The organism is Ensifer sp. 2TAB8 (assembly GCF_052115125.1).
Classification (GTDB): Bacteria; Pseudomonadota; Alphaproteobacteria; order Rhizobiales; family Rhizobiaceae; genus Ensifer.
This window is the reverse complement of sequence record NZ_JBFRGB010000023.1, coordinates 15,058-32,209: the sequence shown is the minus strand read 5'-3', so window position 1 is coordinate 32,209 and position 17,152 is coordinate 15,058. Positions and strand designations below refer to the sequence as shown.

16 protein-coding genes and 6 pseudogenes are annotated in these 17,152 nt (G+C 62.7%); 7 read left to right on the top strand and 15 right to left on the bottom strand.

Annotated elements, in window-relative coordinates; genetic code table 11:
• Positions 1 to 17 precede the first annotated feature (17 nt).
• The 5 genes from AB4Z53_RS27605 to AB4Z53_RS27585 all read right to left on the bottom strand — a co-directional run bounded on the left by AB4Z53_RS27605 (position 18) and on the right by AB4Z53_RS27585 (position 4,862).
• Positions 18 to 965 carry an FAD:protein FMN transferase gene (locus tag AB4Z53_RS27605; RefSeq protein ID WP_441598753.1) on the bottom strand — a complete coding sequence of 316 codons (948 nt, stop codon included), beginning with the start codon at positions 963 to 965 and terminating at the stop codon, positions 18 to 20.
• On the bottom strand, positions 946 to 3,153 hold the full coding sequence (locus AB4Z53_RS27600; RefSeq protein WP_441598752.1) for a PepSY domain-containing protein: 2,208 nt from the start codon (positions 3,151 to 3,153) through the stop codon (positions 946 to 948). Before AB4Z53_RS27600 ends, AB4Z53_RS27605 begins: the two co-directional genes overlap by 20 nt.
• A 12-nt stretch (positions 3,154 to 3,165) precedes the next feature.
• On the bottom strand, positions 3,166 to 3,633 hold the full coding sequence (locus tag AB4Z53_RS27595) for a DUF2271 domain-containing protein (protein ID WP_060581929.1): 468 nt from the start codon (positions 3,631 to 3,633) through the stop codon (positions 3,166 to 3,168).
• Positions 3,634 to 3,896: 263 nt separating this feature from the next.
• Positions 3,897 to 4,412 (bottom strand): cytochrome b, encoded by a 516-nt coding sequence (locus AB4Z53_RS27590; RefSeq protein WP_060581928.1) that lies wholly within the window; start codon positions 4,410 to 4,412, stop codon positions 3,897 to 3,899.
• 54 nt (positions 4,413 to 4,466) lie between these two features.
• Positions 4,467 to 4,862, bottom strand: a complete 396-nt coding sequence (locus AB4Z53_RS27585) for a PepSY domain-containing protein (RefSeq protein ID WP_112597211.1) — start codon at positions 4,860 to 4,862, stop codon at positions 4,467 to 4,469.
• Between the two features lie 146 nt (positions 4,863 to 5,008).
• On the opposite strand from AB4Z53_RS27585, the gene AB4Z53_RS27580 reads away from it, so the two are divergent.
• The 5 genes and pseudogenes from AB4Z53_RS27580 (at position 5,009) to AB4Z53_RS27560 (ending at position 9,264) form a co-directional block, all read left to right on the top strand.
• A complete protein-coding gene (locus AB4Z53_RS27580) occupies positions 5,009 to 5,668 on the top strand; it encodes a response regulator (RefSeq protein ID WP_060581926.1) in 660 nt (219 codons plus the stop codon).
• Entirely contained in the window at positions 5,665 to 6,993 is a 1,329-nt protein-coding gene (locus AB4Z53_RS27575) for an ATP-binding protein (RefSeq protein WP_441598751.1), read from the top strand. The genes AB4Z53_RS27580 and AB4Z53_RS27575 overlap by 4 nt, the downstream gene beginning before the upstream one ends.
• A 44-nt stretch (positions 6,994 to 7,037) precedes the next feature.
• Complete coding sequence (locus AB4Z53_RS27570; protein WP_060581924.1) at positions 7,038 to 8,303, top strand: MgtC/SapB family protein; 1,266 nt, start codon at positions 7,038 to 7,040, stop codon at positions 8,301 to 8,303.
• A gap of 99 nt (positions 8,304 to 8,402) precedes the next feature.
• Positions 8,403 to 9,053: pseudogene (locus AB4Z53_RS27565) on the top strand (PduL/EutD family phosphate acyltransferase); the annotation flags it as partial.
• 34 nt (positions 9,054 to 9,087) lie between these two features.
• Complete coding sequence (locus AB4Z53_RS27560) at positions 9,088 to 9,264, top strand: PduL/EutD family phosphate acyltransferase (protein WP_246812644.1); 177 nt, start codon at positions 9,088 to 9,090, stop codon at positions 9,262 to 9,264.
• 109 nt (positions 9,265 to 9,373) lie between these two features.
• Here the strand turns inward: AB4Z53_RS27560 and AB4Z53_RS27555 are convergent, their stop codons facing one another.
• The 9 genes and pseudogenes from AB4Z53_RS27555 to AB4Z53_RS27515 all read right to left on the bottom strand — a co-directional run.
• On the bottom strand, positions 9,374 to 9,613 hold the full coding sequence (locus AB4Z53_RS27555; RefSeq protein WP_023513018.1) for a YdcH family protein: 240 nt from the start codon (positions 9,611 to 9,613) through the stop codon (positions 9,374 to 9,376).
• A gap of 35 nt (positions 9,614 to 9,648) precedes the next feature.
• Positions 9,649 to 10,050 (bottom strand): hypothetical protein, encoded by a 402-nt coding sequence (locus tag AB4Z53_RS27550; RefSeq protein ID WP_060581922.1) that lies wholly within the window; start codon positions 10,048 to 10,050, stop codon positions 9,649 to 9,651.
• Positions 10,051 to 10,133: 83 nt separating this feature from the next.
• Positions 10,134 to 10,340, bottom strand: a complete 207-nt coding sequence (locus AB4Z53_RS27545) for an MBL fold metallo-hydrolase (protein ID WP_060581921.1) — start codon at positions 10,338 to 10,340, stop codon at positions 10,134 to 10,136.
• 67 nt (positions 10,341 to 10,407) lie between these two features.
• Positions 10,408 to 12,385 (bottom strand): annotated as a pseudogene (locus tag AB4Z53_RS27540) (heavy metal translocating P-type ATPase).
• Positions 12,386 to 12,387: 2 nt separating this feature from the next.
• A pseudogene (locus AB4Z53_RS27535) lies at positions 12,388 to 13,084 on the bottom strand (VIT1/CCC1 transporter family protein).
• A gap of 301 nt (positions 13,085 to 13,385) precedes the next feature.
• Positions 13,386 to 13,703, bottom strand: coding sequence for a PepSY domain-containing protein (locus tag AB4Z53_RS27530; protein WP_060581920.1), 318 nt, complete (start codon positions 13,701 to 13,703; stop codon positions 13,386 to 13,388).
• A gap of 62 nt (positions 13,704 to 13,765) precedes the next feature.
• Complete coding sequence (locus tag AB4Z53_RS27525) at positions 13,766 to 13,987, bottom strand: hypothetical protein (protein ID WP_246802823.1); 222 nt, start codon at positions 13,985 to 13,987, stop codon at positions 13,766 to 13,768.
• A gap of 194 nt (positions 13,988 to 14,181) precedes the next feature.
• Positions 14,182 to 14,469 (bottom strand): annotated as a pseudogene (locus tag AB4Z53_RS27520) (phosphoketolase); the annotation flags it as partial.
• 27 nt (positions 14,470 to 14,496) lie between these two features.
• A pseudogene (locus AB4Z53_RS27515) lies at positions 14,497 to 15,084 on the bottom strand (transposase); the annotation flags it as partial.
• Positions 15,085 to 15,138: 54 nt separating this feature from the next.
• On the opposite strand from AB4Z53_RS27515, the pseudogene AB4Z53_RS27510 reads away from it, so the two are divergent.
• Positions 15,139 to 15,842 (top strand): annotated as a pseudogene (locus AB4Z53_RS27510) (IS6 family transposase).
• A 115-nt stretch (positions 15,843 to 15,957) separates the two neighbouring features.
• Positions 15,958 to 16,188: a hypothetical protein gene (locus tag AB4Z53_RS27505; protein ID WP_060581917.1), complete on the top strand. Its 231-nt coding sequence runs from the start codon at positions 15,958 to 15,960 to the stop codon at positions 16,186 to 16,188.
• Between the two features lie 288 nt (positions 16,189 to 16,476).
• Here AB4Z53_RS27505 and AB4Z53_RS27500 read toward each other — a convergent pair whose 3' ends face one another.
• Positions 16,477 to 17,121 (bottom strand): helix-turn-helix domain-containing protein, encoded by a 645-nt coding sequence (locus tag AB4Z53_RS27500; RefSeq protein WP_060581916.1) that lies wholly within the window; start codon positions 17,119 to 17,121, stop codon positions 16,477 to 16,479.
• Between the last annotated feature and the right edge of the window lie 31 nt (positions 17,122 to 17,152).

Here is a 17,152-nt window from a genome sequence, read left to right as displayed (position 1 = left end):
CAGGTCTCCCAGCCTGCCTAAAAATGTGGCCCTGTCGCTATTGGCCGGACTCGACCAGAGGCGTCGCGCAGAAGAAACAGCACGTCGAGGCCAAGGTGCTGGGCAAGCTCGATCCCGGACGTCGGACCGAGAACCATCAACGCGGTCGCCCAGGCGTCGGCTTCAGCGCAGGTTCGTGCGACGACTGTGACCGAAGCGGGCGACGACAGCAGCGGCGCACCGCGGCGCGGATCCATGGTGTGTGAGAGACGGCGACCGTTCACGACAGTCCAATGCCGGTAATCGCCAGAGGTAGCGACCGCAGCATCCTGCAAGGCGAGGATGGAATGCCGCGCTCGACGGGCCGTGTCGGGACTTTCAATGGCGATATTCCAAGGCTCACCGTCGGGACGCAAACCGATTGCCCTCATCTCGCCGTCAATTCCCACGAGGCCGGAAGTTATGCCGAAGCGCGCGAGGATCGCGGCCAGCCGGTCGACGCCATATCCCTTGGCAATGCCGTTGAGGTCGATGGTGATCGGCGCGCGCTTTCGCACCGTCGCGCGAACAGGATCGAGTTCGAGCGCGGCATGGGTGGGTTGGCGCGGTGTCGCGAGTGCCTTCTGGATCAGGGTCCGGTCGGCCGCGTGCGGGCCAAAACCCCAGGCGCCAACCGCATCGCCCACGCCGATATCGAAGGCCCCGCCGGACGCGCGGCCGATTTCGAGCGCAAGATGCAGCACGTCAGCCAGACGAGCCGGGACCTCGATCCAGTCGCCGACTGGGTCAGCGTTCAACCTCATCAGAGCGCTGTCGGGCTTCCAGGTGGACATCTGCTCGTCCACCTCGTCCATTTCCGCTTGAAGAGCGTGCCGAACCGGCTCTGGATCGAACCCTGCCGCGGTGTAGAACAGCGCCGACCAGCGCGTTCCCATGGTCGGTCCGTTAAGCGTGTGCCTCATCGGATCAGTAGACGTCTTCGACATAGCGTCCCTCCGCCTTGAGCAGTGCCGGCGTCAATCCGGCTGGCGCTAGAAGCTCGGCAAGCGCCGCCGAAACGCCGACAGCCATATCGCGCCCACCACAGACCATGACTCTCGCGCCCCCACGGATCAGGGTCGTCATCTGGGCGGCTTCCTCAAGGAGGGCGTGCTGGACATAGCGCGGCATCCGCCCGCGCGAGCACGCCCCGACGAGCCGGTGAAGGCGCCCTTCGCGGCGCCAGCACGTCAGTTCGTCCTTGTAGAGGAAATCGCTGGCAGGATGACGCATTCCGAAGAACAGGTGGATCGGACGGCGGCGCGCATTGGCACGCACGAAGCCCGCCAGCGGCCCTATCCCTGTTCCAGCTCCGATCAGGATCAGCGGTGTCCTGCTCCTGCCGGCATGGAAGCCCGGATTGCTGCGGATGAATGCGCGAACGGCACATCCTGGCTCCAGATTGAAGAGCTGCCCGGAACAAAGCCCCGCCGGATGCTTCTTCACGACGATCTCGATGAAGCCGTCGCACCGTCCCGAAGCCAGCGAGTAGAACCGGGGAACGGACGAGCCCTCGGGCAGCACGCCGAGAAGATCGCCTGCCGAAAACCGACCGAAGCCACGCCCGGCCAACCGATGCCAGAACGGGACTTTGGGTAGCGCGAACCGCAGGATCACGGTCGGAGCTTGCACCTCTGCGCCGTATTCGCGTCGCGAAACGAGGGTCAACGGGGAGGCCGCCGGCAAGGCTGGCCGATGGACAAGCTCCAACCCGATCCCCATCGCTTCACCCAGCGATCGTCCCCAACGGGCAAATTCCTGCGGTGACTGCCGGTCGACGGTGTCATATGGGATCAGCGTGCTCCACCCTCGCGCCTCGGCGGTCCTCGCGACGACCTGGGCAAAAGCGCAGTAGGCCGGGAAGCTGCGGTCACCGAAGCCGAGCACGGCCACTGGAATGGCTGGCTCTGCCGGCAGGGCTTGCAGGCGATCGAGGAACCCCCGCGCCGAAGTGGGCGCATCGCCATCGCCATAGGTTGCCGCAAGGATGAGAATGCGCCGGGCATGCCGGTAACGCTCAGGATCGAAAGACGACATCGGCGCGGTGTGAACCGCCTGCCCGAGCTTCGTCAGTGCGGCGTGCAGCGTCGCAGCGAAGCTCCATGTGTTTCCGCTCTCGCTGCCGACAAGCAGCATCGTTTCTGCACGTCCAGCCGTTACATTGCCGTGAATTCGGGGGCGCCCGCGCCGACCCGCCAGCCACAGGATGAGGCCGGTGCCCGCCATCGCCGGCAAGCCGAGCGCCATCATGCCGAGCACGAGGCCCAAGGCGGCCGCGCCTCGACCGGTATGCAGCATATAGATGATCTCCGAGAGGCGCTGCCATCCGGTCAGGTCGCTCCAGGCCAGCAGCACGCCGGTGCCCTGATCCAGATAGCCCGTGCCGCGATCGGTCTTCAGCGTGAAGACATCCGTCGCATCGGCCGGGTCGGGAAACGCCAGGCTGCGCAGTTCGGTGACCGGTGTCCGTTTCAGCAGATTCATGTGCGATGCGGCCATGCCGGCCCGGCCGCTCGCCTCGATGTGGGCGACGGGAGATGTGGCCGTGTCGGGCAGGAGATCGAATGTCGACGCCGTCATCCACAATGCGGTGACCGAGGACAAGACGAGGCCCGCGACGGTCAAGCGCGCGATCTCGACATGCAATCGTCCAGCGAGCGGCCCGCGCATCGGCGCGAACCATCGCCGCCAGCCGCCGGCCCTGCGTGCGACGAGCATGGCGCCGGACACAGCCAGGACCAGCATGGCGGCAGCGCCCACTGCCCCTGCGATGCGCCCGCCGTCACCGAGAAAGAGCGACCGGTGCAGGCCGGTAAGCCACTGCAAGACAGCATTCGGATCGCTGGAGGCGACACCCAGCCCTGTTGCGGGATCGATGAGGGCGGCCTGAGGCACCCCATCCTCGAACCAGTAGGCGGTGATCTTGCCGGAGGGCGCGCGACGTATCTGTTCTATCTGAGGGTGGACGGTGAGGATGCGCCCGGCCAGCGTCGCGACGGAAAGCCCTGCCTCGGCTTGCGGGGCGGACAACCGTTCGGCGGCGGGAAACAGCGAGAGTGCTGCACCGCTAAGGCTCAAGACCAGCAGAAAAAGAGCGGCCAGAAGGCCTGGCCAGCGATGGATGACACGAATCATGTCCTTCACCGCCTAGAAGGAGTAGGCAACGGTCGAAACGTAGCGTCGACCGCGAACGGGCGTCTTCGCGCTCGCAACCGTCAGGGGAACGGCGACCTCGTTGGGGCTGTCACGCATGTCCTCCACGGCTGCGTCGACATGCAGCGTGTAACCTGCGTCGAAAAGCGCATCGGCAAGGTCGAGCGAGATCTCCAGGGTGCGCCCCGCACCGACGCTGGCCCCGGTAATGCCGTCGATACCGGCGCGGCCGCCAGTGGCGCGATACCAACCCGAAAGATGCTCGTAATATTTGGACTTTCCGCCAGCGACCCAGAGCGTGCCGGCATATTTGCCCTGGGGATCGGTGACATAGAGCGCGAGATACGCGCCGTCGCCGCCATAGTTGGTCAGCGTTGTGGTCAATGTCACCGGCCGGGCCATGGCGAGGCCGGGCAGCGTGAGGGCGGTTGTCATGGCGAGAACTGAGAGAAGCGATTTCATGTCGGCTTGCCTTTTGCGAGGAAACGGTGTCCGGGTCGTCACAGAGCGCCGACCCGTCCTCGTCACTGTGGCGAAGACGCCTGAGGGCTGCCTGACGGTCATCGGGATTTTCCGTCAGCACTTCGTCAGGAAGCATCGGAAACGGTCAGGTCCGCAGATGCAGGAGCGGCCGGCCTGTCGGCAGGCCAGCCGCGAAAGCTCCGGGGACTGAACAAGACGGCAGCCAGCCACGCTCCGTTCGGGCGCGTGTTTCTGCCACTGCGTCAGCGTGGGGACATCCGCTGCAGCGTCCCGTCGCGCAGGACGTACTGGTGCCAGACCGCCATCGCGGCATGCAGTCCGGCGAGGTAGAGGATGATCGTGCCGGCATTCTCATGAATGTCCGCGATCAGGCCCGGTGCGCCCTGCACCCGCTCGGTGATCGCCGGAAGCTGGAAGCCGAAGAAGGAAACGGGAACACCGAGGCGCGAGGCAGCGCACCAACCGCTCAACGGCAGGGCAATCAGGAAGAGATACAGCAGCGCATGTCCGGCTTTGGCGGCAAGGGCGAGACGGCCATTGGACTGGGGCGCGTCCGGGTTTCCGCCCACAAGGCGCAGGATCAAGCGCGGAAGCACCAGGACGAGCACGGCCAACCCGAACGAGAAATGCAGCAAGGGCGGGTTTTCGGCCATATGACGGCCTCCCGTCGAGGTCAGCCAGGCCCCGAGGATCAGCAGGGCCGTCAGCCAGTGGATGACGATCATGCTTCTGGAATAACGGGCCGGATCATGAGGCATGGCGGAATCTCCTTGCGACGGTCGCAGTGCTTGAGCGACAGCGAGATGGGACTGCTACTTGATGGTGGTTTTGGGCCGCACGGTCGCCCCGAGCAGGGTGTTGGAGGATGTCCCACCTACGGCGTCGTTCTCCGAGGCTGGCGGCCGCTGACGCCTCGATCCGTGACGGTCGTCATCGCGATCCCTGTGCCGGAACTTGACGATTTCGAGGGTTTCCGGATCGACCTTGGCCTTGAAAGCCAGGCCGTTCCGGTCTGTTCCCCGGATTTCGTAACAGCCGTCGTCGATCTTGATCCTGGCAACGGCCCAGCCTTGACCGGCGGCCATTGTCTCGACCGCTTCCCGCGGCTTCCATCGATCCATCGAGACATGGCAATCGTCGTCGTCAGCCTTAGCGATACCGGGACCGGAGAACGCCAGAACGAGAATCGCGGCCAGCAAATGTTTCATCGTTTCATTGTTCCTGATCAACGCGCTTTCGGGGGAACCATGGCACGCTTTCCTGACGAACGCCTGAAGCGGCGTTGGGCCGGTCTTCAACAAACCGACAGCATCGGACGCTAGGTAGGAGGATGGCGAGTCGGGGTGACCTTGGGATGAGAGTTCTACTGATCGAAGATGATGCAATCCTCGGAAAGGCCGTGCGCGAGCAGGTCGCGACCCTCCACTCGGTGGACTGGGTGACACGGCTCGATGCGGCGCGCGAACATCTCCAAAGCGCGGCATACGATCTCATCCTGCTCGACCTGATGCTCCCGGACGGATTGGGCATCGTCTTTCTCAAAAAGCTTCGAGCCGAGGGCAGCGTGACGCCGGTCATCATCCTGACGGCGCTCGACCAGATCTCCGACCGCATCGCGGGCCTCGATGCCGGCGCCGATGACTACATGATCAAGCCGTTCGATCTGTCGGAACTCTCTTCGCGGCTGAATGCCGTGGCGCGGCGATACAGCGGCAACCCGAATCCTCTCATCGAGATCGGCGATCTGCGCGTCGATCTCGCCGCCCGGACCGTGATGCACGGCGCGCGCCCTGTCGAGCTTACCGGTCGCGAATGGGCGCTGTTCGAAGCATTTCTGCAGCGGCCCGGCATCGCGATGACCAAGGCGCAGCTCGAAGACCGGCTCTATGCGTTCGGCGCAGAGGTCGAGAGCAATACGATCGAGGTTCACGTCAGCAGACTGCGAAAGAAGCTCGGCCACGGCGCGATCGATACGGTGCGGGGCATCGGGTATCGTCTTGGAACGGCAAGATGATGCGGCCCAGAAGCCTGCAATGGCGGCTGTCGCTATGGCTGGGGCTGGGGCTGACGGTGTTGTGGGCACTTGCCGCGGTCGTGACCGCGCAGATGCTGCGCCATGAAATGGACAAGGTGTTCGACAGCGCCCTCGAAGAGACGGCGCAACGCATCCTGCCGCTTGCGGCGATCGAGATCATCGGCCGCGATACCGACGACACCGAACAGCGCGTTGCCACGCTCCGACAGCACGACGAGTATTTCACCTACGTCGTGCGCGATGCGGCGGGCAAGGTTCTGCTGCGGTCGCACAGCGCCGACCTCGCTGCATTCCCGCCGTTTTCCGGGATGGGCTTTGCCACGACGCCGACGCACCGCCTCTACTCCGACGCGACCCTCCAGCAGAACCTGACCATCACCATCACTGAGCCCCTGTCGCATCGCCGGACGACCGCCGGACGATTGTTGCTCGGGCTGAGCCTGCCGCTCGCCGTCATTGTCCCGCTCGGCTTGATAGGCATCTGGGTCATTGTCCGGCTGTCCATGACCCCGGTTCGGACCTTCCGCTCGCAGATCGAAGCGCGCGGCAGCGGTGATCTGACACCCATCGACGCGGAGGACCTGCCTTCGGAGATCGGCCCCGTCGCCAAAGCGGTCAACCACCTCCTGGACCGATTGACGCGTACCTTGCAGGCCGAGCGCAGTCTCGCGGCCAAATCGGCCCATGAACTGCGGACACCGGTGGCTGCGGCACTGGCGCAGGCGCAGCGCATGATCGCGCAAGCGCCGGACGACGCCACGCGTGAGCGCGCCGAGGATATGCAGATCGCCTTGCGGCGCCTTTCCCGCCTCACCGAGAAACTCATGCAACTGGCGAGAGCCGAGGGCGGACGCCTTCTCGCCGAGGCGCCGGTCGCGATCGGCGCCATCCTGCGGATGGTTGTGAGCGAATTCGACGGGCAGGCCGAGACGGCAGGGCGCATCGACTTGGCACTGCCAGACGCGCCGGTGTTCGCAAGCATCGACGCCGACGCCTTCGCCATCCTGGCCCGGAACCTGATCGAAAACGCCCTCAAGCATGGCGTGCGGGACGAGCCAGTCGCCGTCACCTTGTCGGCAGACGGCTGTCTGCGCGTCACGAACGCCGGCCCGGTCGTGCCTTCCGCAGTGCTTGCGCGGCTGAGCGAGCCCTTCGAGCGCGGTCAGGCTCTGGTGCGAGGGGCCGGCCTCGGGCTCGCCATCGCCCGGACCATCGCTGCCGGAACAAATGGGCGGATAGAACTCCAATCCCCCGCGAGCGGCAGAATTGACGGGTTTGAGGCAAGGTTCTTCATAGACAAATGATCATCGACATCGACGCCAGATGCTGAAAGGCAACTCGGGAGACTATGGACACTGACGCCCTGCTCAGCCGCCTTGCGATATCGCTTTCGATCGGTCTGCTGATCGGCCTGGAGCATGGATGGCGTACCCGCAACGAGGAAGACCATCAGCGAGCGGCAGGTCTACGAACGTTCGCGCTGACCGGTCTCACCGGCGGCATTACCGGCGCCCTGGCCCGGCAGTTCGACTCAGGCCTCGTGATCGGTCTTGTCTTCCTGGGATTCACCGCGGCATTCACCTCCTATCACTGGCTCGAAGCGCGGGCCGAACGAAATTACAGCGCGACATCCGTCGTCGCCGGCATAGCCACGTTCCTGCTGGGAACGCTTGCCGTCGTCGGCGACCTTGCAGCCGGCATCGCGGGGGCTGTTGCCACGGCTGTGCTGCTTGCCCTGCGCGAGCCGTTGCATCGTTGGGTCGCATCGCTGAGCTGGAATGAGATCCGGTCGGGCCTGACGCTTCTGGCAATGACCTTTCTCATGCTGCCGATCCTGCCGAACAGGCCGGTCGATCCCTGGGGCACCGTGAATCCATATGAGATCTGGTTGCTGACCATCCTGATTGCCGCAGTCTCCTTCGCCGGCTACGTCGCTGTCCGCGTGTTCGGGGACCGGCTTGGGGTCCTGATGACGGCGATTGCGGGCGGGCTCGCCTCTTCGACAGCGACGACCTTGACGCTGGCAAGGCTTGCCCGCCGACACCCCGAGTCCAGCACGCTGCTTTCCTGCGGCGTGCTTCTTTCCGGCTTGACCATGATCATCCGCGTCGCAGTCGTGGCGACGGCCTTGAACCAAAGCTTGCTTCCGCACCTCAAATGGCCGTTCCTCATCGGCGGTGGCGTGCTCGCCATCGGCGCCGGGCTCCTGCTGTTGCAGAGTCGCGGCTCCTCCGAACAGCCGGAACTTACGATCACCAACCCCCTGGAATTGGCGCCCGCCCTGAAAATGGGGACGCTCATCACCATGGTCATGGTGGTGTCGCATCTGCTTCAGCAGTCATTCGGGAATGCGGGCGTCCTGGTGACAGCCGCCGCTTCGGGGATCGCCGATGTGGATGCGATTTCGATCTCCATGGCCCGCCTGGCGTCGCATTCGATCGAGCCCGGTCTTGCGGCGGATGCGATCCTGATCGCCGTGGCCATGAATACACTTGTCAAAGCCGTGATGGCGGCATGGGTCGGAGGCTCAAGGATCGGCGGGCGCGTCGGCGCCCTTAGTGTGCTCGGCCTTGCGACCGGCACGGCAGCGTCTCTGTATATTGGCCGTCTGTGAACTGAGGCCCAGCAACCAACAACTTTGCCAGGGCCTGAACGCACTTCGGCGCATCACCCCGCAGACCACGGAACACTGTTCAACGATCAGGGAAACTGAATGAAAATTCTCGTCTTGAACGCCGGCAGCTCCAGTCTCAAATTCGGTGTATTCGATATCGCCTCGATGCGAAGGCGCATCTGCGACGGCCTTGCGTTCATGGGGGTGCAACTCGACTTCGACCGCAATGACGCGCCGGATCTATCCGACCATGCCGCTCCGCAAACTCAGTCCTACGGCTCGCGTGTTCGTGTCATCGTGACGGAAACGGCAGAGCAATTGATGATCGCTCGCGAGACGGCGCATGCGCTTGCCCGTAAAGCGCCGGCCACTGAAACGATCCCGGTGGCCGTTTCCGGTCGTCACGTCCATTTTCGGCCGCAGCCGTCGAAACTTTGTTCGGCAAGGACTACCTTGAGGCGGACAAAGCCGCTCCGCCAACCGGGGCATTGGGCAGCGCAAGAGCGGGTAACACTGGAAGGTCCGAAAGAAAGACTGGAGCGGGTTGCTATTCTCGGACCGTTGTGGGAGCGTCGGCGAGTGGAGGTCTCACGTACCGACAGCTTCGTGCTCGGCATCGACGTGCCGTTGCGCGAAAGCGGCCAGCTTGACGGTACACCTTCTGTGACATTGATCGGCCCGGCCGGCAAGCTCTTGAGTGACGGGCTGATCGTGGCGGCGCGCCACATCCATGCCACCCCGCAGGACGCGGCCAGGCTTGGCCTCGCGGACCGGGAATTGATCGATGTGCGCGTCGGTGCACGGCGCCCGCGGACTGACCTTTACGCAAGTTCTGGCACTCGTCGGCGAGAAGGCATTCACCGAAATGCACATCGAAACCGACGAGGCAAACGCTGCCGGTATCGCCGCCTTCGGTGAGGGGGAGATTGCGGCCGGGCATGCAGCCACACTCGGGCCTTGATGGTCGGTCTGGTCGGCTGTAGGCGATGGTTTCGGGGAAAGTGGTGTCACTGATCTCCCCGAAACCGGGTAATGCAAGCGGGGCAGCAAAACGCGGCCTCGCTGTCCCGTCACGCGTTGCGGAGCGATGCCACGATCTTGTCTTTTAGCATCAGCCGCTGGCGGCGCAGATCGGCCTCGGCTGCTTCAGAAATGGCGTCGAGACGTGTCTCGGACCGATGAATCTTGTCGTTCACCGCGTCATATTCCGTCAAAACATGCGCAAACTCGGGGCTTTTCGCCTTCAGGGCATGAATGGCGTCCATCTGGTCCGGGAATTCGTCGCCAAGAGTGTGAGGTGTATTCGACAAGGTTCTTTCTCCTTTTCTGCAATTTCGCCCCGGCGTCAGGGCTTTTCGACGCGCGCGACCTGATAGGTGACAAACGCGCCTTCCCGCCCGACCGAGATGTATTCGCCAAGTCGGAAGCATTCCTCGCCCAGGCGGAAACCGATCTCGTCGTCCCGATCACCCGGCTCGTAATCGAAATACCACTGCCCGCCGGGCTTGCGCCGCAACAGCCCGATGCGGGCCGTCTTACCGTCCCGGAAATATCGGACGCGACAGGCGTCGCGAGATTTCTTCCATTCGAGCGGATCAAGGAACCCTTCGTGGTTGAGCGGAACCAGAAGATCATAGCCTACTGCCCGATCTCCCTCCGGATGATCTTTGCCGCGAGTGAGAACCAACCGCACGTGGCGGAAACTTGAGGGTAGTTCTTCTGCCTTGACCACAATCCGATCCTTCATTTTCCCCCTGATACGCCATTGGCAAAGGACCTTTCTTGATCTGGCGCAAGTGAGACGAGGCATGTGTTATCCGATGCCGGCGACTATCCGGAATGGTCGAGATGAGCATGCGTCAGGATGACCGCGTCGATCGCCCCCGGATGAACCGGAAGCTTCTCCCAGTTCAGCTCGCGCAGGTTCTTGGGTCCCTCGAACAGTCCGTCGATAAGGATGCGGTGACCGTCGTGTGTAAGGAGATGTTTCGACCCGGTTACGGTTCCGGCCGCGCCGAGCCATGTCAAAGTCAGCATTTGTGTACCTTTGCGGTTTTTTAGGACAGGGAAGGTCTGGCTGCCGACCTATCAGCACTGGGGCCGATCATGGTGTGGTGGGCGAGGTCGCCCGCGATCCGGACGTGCTGCCTGCTCGATCCTGGAGCTCAGATTGACGAGAACGGTGGAAGTTCCCGTCGCCGGTGCGGATTCCGTCCGACAGGAGGCGTAGACCATTCAGCACGACCAGAACGGTACCGCCTTCGTGTCCGATCACCGCGAGCGGAAGCGGCAGGTCGAAGAACAGGCCGCCGGTCACGAGCAGCAGCATCGCGCCGATCGCGACGACGAGATTCTGTCGGATGATGACGCCGTCCGCCGTGCCAGCCGGTGCGCATCGGCCAGCTTCTTCATGTCTTCCGACAACAGGGCGACGTCGGCGGCCTGCAGTGCGACGTCCGACCCCGCCGCTCCCATCGCGATGCCGACATCGGCACGAGCCAATGCGGCGGCATCGTTGACGCCATCGCCAACGAAAGCGACCTTGCCACCACGCGCGAGGTCGCCGACCTGGAGCACCTTGTCCTGCGGCAGCATCTCGGCATGAATCTCGTCGGGCGCAAGGCCAAGTTCCGCACCGATGCGCAAGGCCACCGGCCTGCGGTCGCCGGTCATCATGACGATGCGGTTGATACCACCGGCGCGAAGCGCGGCCAGCGCCGGGGCTGAGCTGGCTCTTGCTTCGTCCGCAACACTGACCGCCCCCAGAACGGTCGCACCGCGCCCGAGATAGACCACGGTTTGAGCGCTGTCGGCGAGTTCCCGGAACGCGACATGATCCACCGAGGCACCCATCTCTCCGACGAGGTGGGCATTGCCGGCCCATATCGGGCCGAAGGTATCGTAGCCGACGATACCGGCGCTCGGATGGGAGGTCACGTCCACGACCGCTGCCGGCTCAACGCCATGAACCAGAGCCTCACGACGGATGGCGGCAGCGATATGATGCTCGGAATGCGCTTCCAGCCCGGCAAAGAGCGAAAGGAAACGGCGATCCTCACCATCCAGGGCGACAATGCGCGTGACCTCCGCACGTCCATTGGTCAGGGTCCCGGTCTTGTCAAAGGCGAAGGTATCGACAGCGGCGAGCGTTTCAAGCGCACCGCCCCCCTTGAACAGCACGCCGCCTCGCGCCGCGGCGGAGAGCGCCGACAGGATCGCTGCCGGGACCGATATCACGATCGCGCAGGGACTGGCGGCGACCAGCAGGGTCGCGGCCTTGTAGAGGGGCTGCTCCCAGTCGCGGCCAAGCCAATAGAAGACCGCAAGGGCCAGAGCGGAGCCCAGCAGGACACCGACGGTATAACGCTGGCCGAACCACGCGCTGAAGCGCTCGGATGGCGCCTTCGCTTCCTGCGCCTCGGTGACGAGCTGGATCATGCGCGCGATCGTGCTGTCGCCGACCGTCCTGGTGACGGTCACGTCAAGGACCCCGTCAAGATTGACGGTCGCCTCGAAGACCTGGTCGCCGGTTCCTTGGAGACCGGCATCGACTCACCGGTGATATTGGCCTCGTCGATCCCGCCGTGGCCATACAGGATCACACCGTCTGTCGGCACGCGTCCGCCCGGACGCAGCACCACCACATCGCCGACGGCAAGCTCCGCAGCGGGAACCTCCACGACGGTGCCATCCTCCCTTTTGCGGAAAGCCGTCTCCGGCCGGAGCGCCATGAGCGCCTCAACAGCCCGGCGTGCGCGTCCCAAAGCCTGATGTTCGAGCGTGGTCGACACGCTGAAGAGCGTCAGCAGCACCGCGCCTTCGAACGGCGCCCCGACGATCGCCGCCGCCACGGCCGCGACGACCATCAGCAGATCGATGTCGAGGATATGATCGCGCCACAACGCCGTCAGGGCGCTCCAGGTGGCGGGAAGCCCGCCGGCTAAATAGACCATCGCCAGACCGGGCGACCTTAGAATGGAAAGCCCTTCCGCCGCCGGCCAGGTCCCGATGACGGCCAGCATCATCCCGAGGACCGCAATTGCCGACATGACGGTCTGGAAATCGAACGACACGCGTTTCATCGTCACACCGCCCGGCCGATCAGGGAGCCGATCAATGCGGTCGAGGCCATCGCGACGGCGCCCCAGAACACCACCCGGATGGTCGGTTTCGAGATGCTGGCGCCGCCCGCCCGTGCCCCGATTGCGCCGAGGATGGCAAGACCGATGAGGCAAGCAAGGGATACGGTCCATGCAGCCGTTCCGGCCGGCGCAAGCAGGGCGACGATCAACGGCAAAGCGGCGCCCGCCGCAAACGTGACCGCCGAGGTCAGCGCGGCTTGAACCGGTCTTGCCATCACATGGCTCGCCAATCCGAGTTCGTCCCGCCCATGGGCTTCGAAGGCATCCTTCGCCATCATCTGTTCGGCGACCTGCCGGGCCAGATCCGGGGCCACGCCGCGCTGCTCGTAGATCGCGGCTAGCTCGGCCAGTTCGGCCTCCGGCTGCGTCCCCAGTTCGTGACGCTCCCGCGCCATGTCGGCCTCCTCGGTATCGGCCTGCGAGCTGACGGACACATATTCGCCCGCGGCCATCGACATCGCCCCGGCCACCAGACCGGCCACGCCGGCAACAAGGATCTCATGTGAGGCGTTGGTCGCCGTCGCGACACCGACGATCAGGCTCGACGTCGAGATCAACCCGTCATTGGCGGCCCAGTCCAGCCGCCCGAAGCCAGCCTATGCGTTGGATTAGATGATTTTCCTTGTGAAGGGCGCGCATCAATGGTGCTCCGGGCAGTGATGTCTGTGCAGCGGGATGATGCTGCATCGACGCAACCTCATTCCGTGATGGAAAACGCAGCGAGATATTCAGTTTAGAATTATTCTAATTAAAGGATCGTTTCAAGATACATCCGGCCTTTGGAACCTCACTCGCCAACTACGCGGTCTACGGCCATTGAGCGATCACCAGATCCCGGCAGGTCTGCGATCAAGACCAAGATCGCTCGCCCGCCGGGCGGCCCGGTGTCACCCACAGATAGACAGCTTCGAGGCCAAGCCCACTCGCAACGCAACCATCGCTAGTCCAATTCCGTCTCCGGCGACGTACCGATGGTGCTGCCATCGCCGAAGCGCTTGACGCTGCCATCGACGACCTCGAGCGTTGCGGGATCGATCTTCACCTTGAGGACGTTTCCGCTGGTGTCAGTGACACGAAGTTCGTAGCAGCCATCGTCGATCTTCATCTTGTCGATGGTCCATCCGAAGTCGCCCGCAAGCTTCCCGAGCGCTTCGAAGGATTGCCTCTTCTGAGGCGGAACGTCGCACACTTCTCCAGCAAACGCGGACGTTGCCGGAAGCGCCGCGAGCAGTGCAAGCACTGCCAATGTCTTTCTCATGATTTATTCTCCTGGGCTGTGTGTTGTTGATGGAGGAAATCATGCACAGAGGGACTGACGGGCTACTGACGATCGGCAGGAATTGTCGTCAGCTTCCGGTCAGCAAACACCGCCACAGTTGCAGCGGCAAGATAATCGTTCTCACGGGCCTGTGTCGAAGCCGCGCCCTTCGCCTGCTTCTTCGTGGGTGAACCGTCGCGGATGTGGTAGATGCGCCTGAGGGTGGGGATGATCTTTTCGTCGTGCGTGACGACGATGATCGCCGTTCCGAATTTGATAGCCATGTCGTTGTGGATCCGGATCACGGCCGGCAAGCATGGGAAGCAGGGCGACATTGTCGGTCACGTCCAAAAAGGGAATGAGGTAAGGCGCCTGGAAGACAAAGCCGATTTTGTCGCGCCTCAACGCGCGCAGATCGCGGATCTTCCATCAATCGTCATAGATCAGCTCGTCGCCGAGAGTCATGCGTCCACCGCTCGGGTCGACAACCGGGGAAGGAGAACTGCCGGAACAGCGCCTTCAGCCCCGCCTCGTCCTCGCCGATCTCGGGATAGACCTGCGAATAGGTACCTTCCAGATAGGTATTGGCCACAATGCCCGGCCCGCCGTGGCCGGGGCCGCCGATATAGAGGACATCGGCATCGCGCATCCGGATGATGCGGTTGAGATGGGCATAGATGAAGTTGAGGCTCGGCGTCGTACCCCAGTGGCCGATAAGGCGCGGCTTCACATGCTCCGCCTTCAAAGGCTCGCGGAGCAACGGATGTCGTTTGGCATTTAACTGGGGTCTGCCTCACTTTGTGTGGAGATCGGCCGATTTGATTGGCATCATTCGCGCTCTTAGAAGTTCTGAACCCGCTCGGCCATACATTGCGCACTTGATCGTCTTCAGTCGGTTAATCTGACCCCCGCCTGACCATTGCTCCAGGAGATGGCGTTACAGACGGCGTCTATATCGCCGCGAGGAACCCGGGCAAAACGGGCCGGGAGAATGAGGCCAGAATGAATGGCATCATCGATCCATTCTTCGAGTTTCGCCGAAGTCCGGCCATGAAATATTCCGCGAAATCGCATGGAGAAGCTGCGCAAAACAGCAAACGTCTGTGATCCGTGTTTGAGGGCATCCACTTTCCGTGCTTGATTGGATGGTAAGCGCGCCGCGCGGCTTGATGCAAAGAGTAGCGGTGACAACCGGTGCAATCAAATGACCGCTTTGCGGATCACGCACAGGCGCATTGTCAAGTGTTCTGGCGGCGAGCCCAATCCGAGCCGGCGCCGCATCACCATTATCCACTTCCGGCCTCTCGACGCTGCGCCAGGTCGCCAGGAGGCGTTCAAGATTGGAAAAGCTGCCGGTGTATCCGCGGCTCTTGATGTCATGAAGCGGTGATGTCACGTTATTTGCGGCTTAACGGTTGATGGCTATCGGTCGGTGATGAATTCATCGATCGTCAGCTACAAGAACCACCGTTTCCCGCCGCAGATCATCGCCCGCGCGGTGTGGCTGTATTTCCGGTTCCCGTTGAGCCTGCGGCTGGTCGAGGAAATGCTGCTGGAGCGTGGCATTATCGTGTCCTATGAAACGATCCGGCGATGGGGCCGCAAGTTCGGGCCGGCCTATGCCAAACAACTGCGCAGAAAGAAGCCGTCACGAAAAGATGTCTGACATCTGGACGAAGTGGTCATCTCCATCGCGGGTCGAAAGCATTGGCTATGGCGAGCGGTCGACCAAGACGGGTACGTTCTCGACGAAATCGTTCAGGCTCGTCGTGATACGAAGGCGGCCAAGCGATTGCTGGTGAGGCTGCTGAAGAAGCAATGCCTCACGCCGGAGCGGATCATCACCGACAAACTGCGCTCGTATGGAGCGGCCAAGGGGAGGCGATGCCGAGCGTCGAACACCGATCGCACGAGGGCCTGAACAATCGGGCGGAAAATTCACACCTGCCGCTGCGAAAACGAGAGCGGGTGATGCAGGGTTTCCGATCCGCGGGCGCCTTGCAGCGATTCATATCAGTGTTTTCGGCGGTCAGAAATCTTTTCGTCCCGCAATCACAGAAGCGTTCTGCCCTGTGCACCCAAATTCACCGGATGCGGGCAATGGCCCAGTGGAAGGCCATAACCGGCATCGCCGCCTGACTCGATGGAAAGTGTTTCATCAGGCTTCAGTCAAACAACGTGACATTACCGGCAGATGCCATCGCAAGTCTTAACTGTTACGTACTTCCCTTCCGCACGTAATAAGCAATGATGTTTGCCGGACGTCGCGCCACGCCATCGCGAGCAGTTGCGGGGCGCGATGGACGAACGCATCTGTGAGCTTTTCGAGGCCTACGCATTGGCATCGACGACACTCGACAAGCTCGAGCGAGAGATGACGAGGCGTGAGCACTTGATAGATGAGTATCGTCAGATCTGCCTGGATTTGCAGGCGGACGTGATGACGATGCTCGCGCTGAGAAAGGGTAAGTCGTATCGTCGCTGATGAGCGGTCGTTTGTGTAAGCGACAACTTCGTCGAGAGAGAAACCGAGGAACCGGACGAGCCCGTAAAGGGCTAACAGACGAATCCCTCATCTTCCAGCCTCGTGAGGTGGCGGGTGTAGCCATCTAAGCCGTCCATCCTGTGCAGAGAATCGTCGGATTGGACGGCGACGGCAACCAGCGCCGCGGCTCTTATGCGGTAGCGAGGTCCAAGGATAATGCGGGCGTCACGACCTTGCTAGGCTTGCTACCCAATCGGGGCCCATCGTCGCGGCGATGCGTCATCTTGTCTATTCGCCCATGCGACGGAGCGCCGTGAGGTTCAAGACTTTTACGCAACGCGTGCTCTCGAGCCGGATGATTCCCATAGCGCGCAGCTTCGAAAAGCTCCGTGAAACCGTTTCGATTGTCATACCGAGATAGTCGCCGATATCTGTTCGGGTCATTGGCAGGTCGATCGTGCCGTTTGCGCCTTGACGTTCGAAAAGGTCAACGAGGAAGACGGCCACTTTTTCAAGCGCGTTCTGTTTTCCGACGACCAGAAGATGTTCCTGCGCCCGCACCATGCTCTCCAGCGCCAGCGCCATCAATTCGGGAGTACCATGGCCTGTTTCTTCGATGGCGACGGTGGTCAAACCCGTGGGCACGATGCTTTCAGCAAAGAAGCTACGCATGGCCCTCGCTTCGAAGCCGAAGGTTTCTCCGGCAACGTGAAACGCCACGACCTGCCGGCGTCCGTCGGCGAGGAGACGGAAAATCCGAACCGCGCCGTACTCGATCCGATAGAGCGCACCCGCCAGTTCGCCTTGGGCATAGATTTCGGTTTCTGCGTCGTAGAATGCGACCGGGCGCGGCCGAGCAAACGACCGACCAACAAGGCTGGCAGCGGCATTAAAGCCGAAGGAGGAGGCGATGGAAGCGGTAGAAGCGTGCATGGGACCGACCCTTTGTTGATGGTCAGATCAT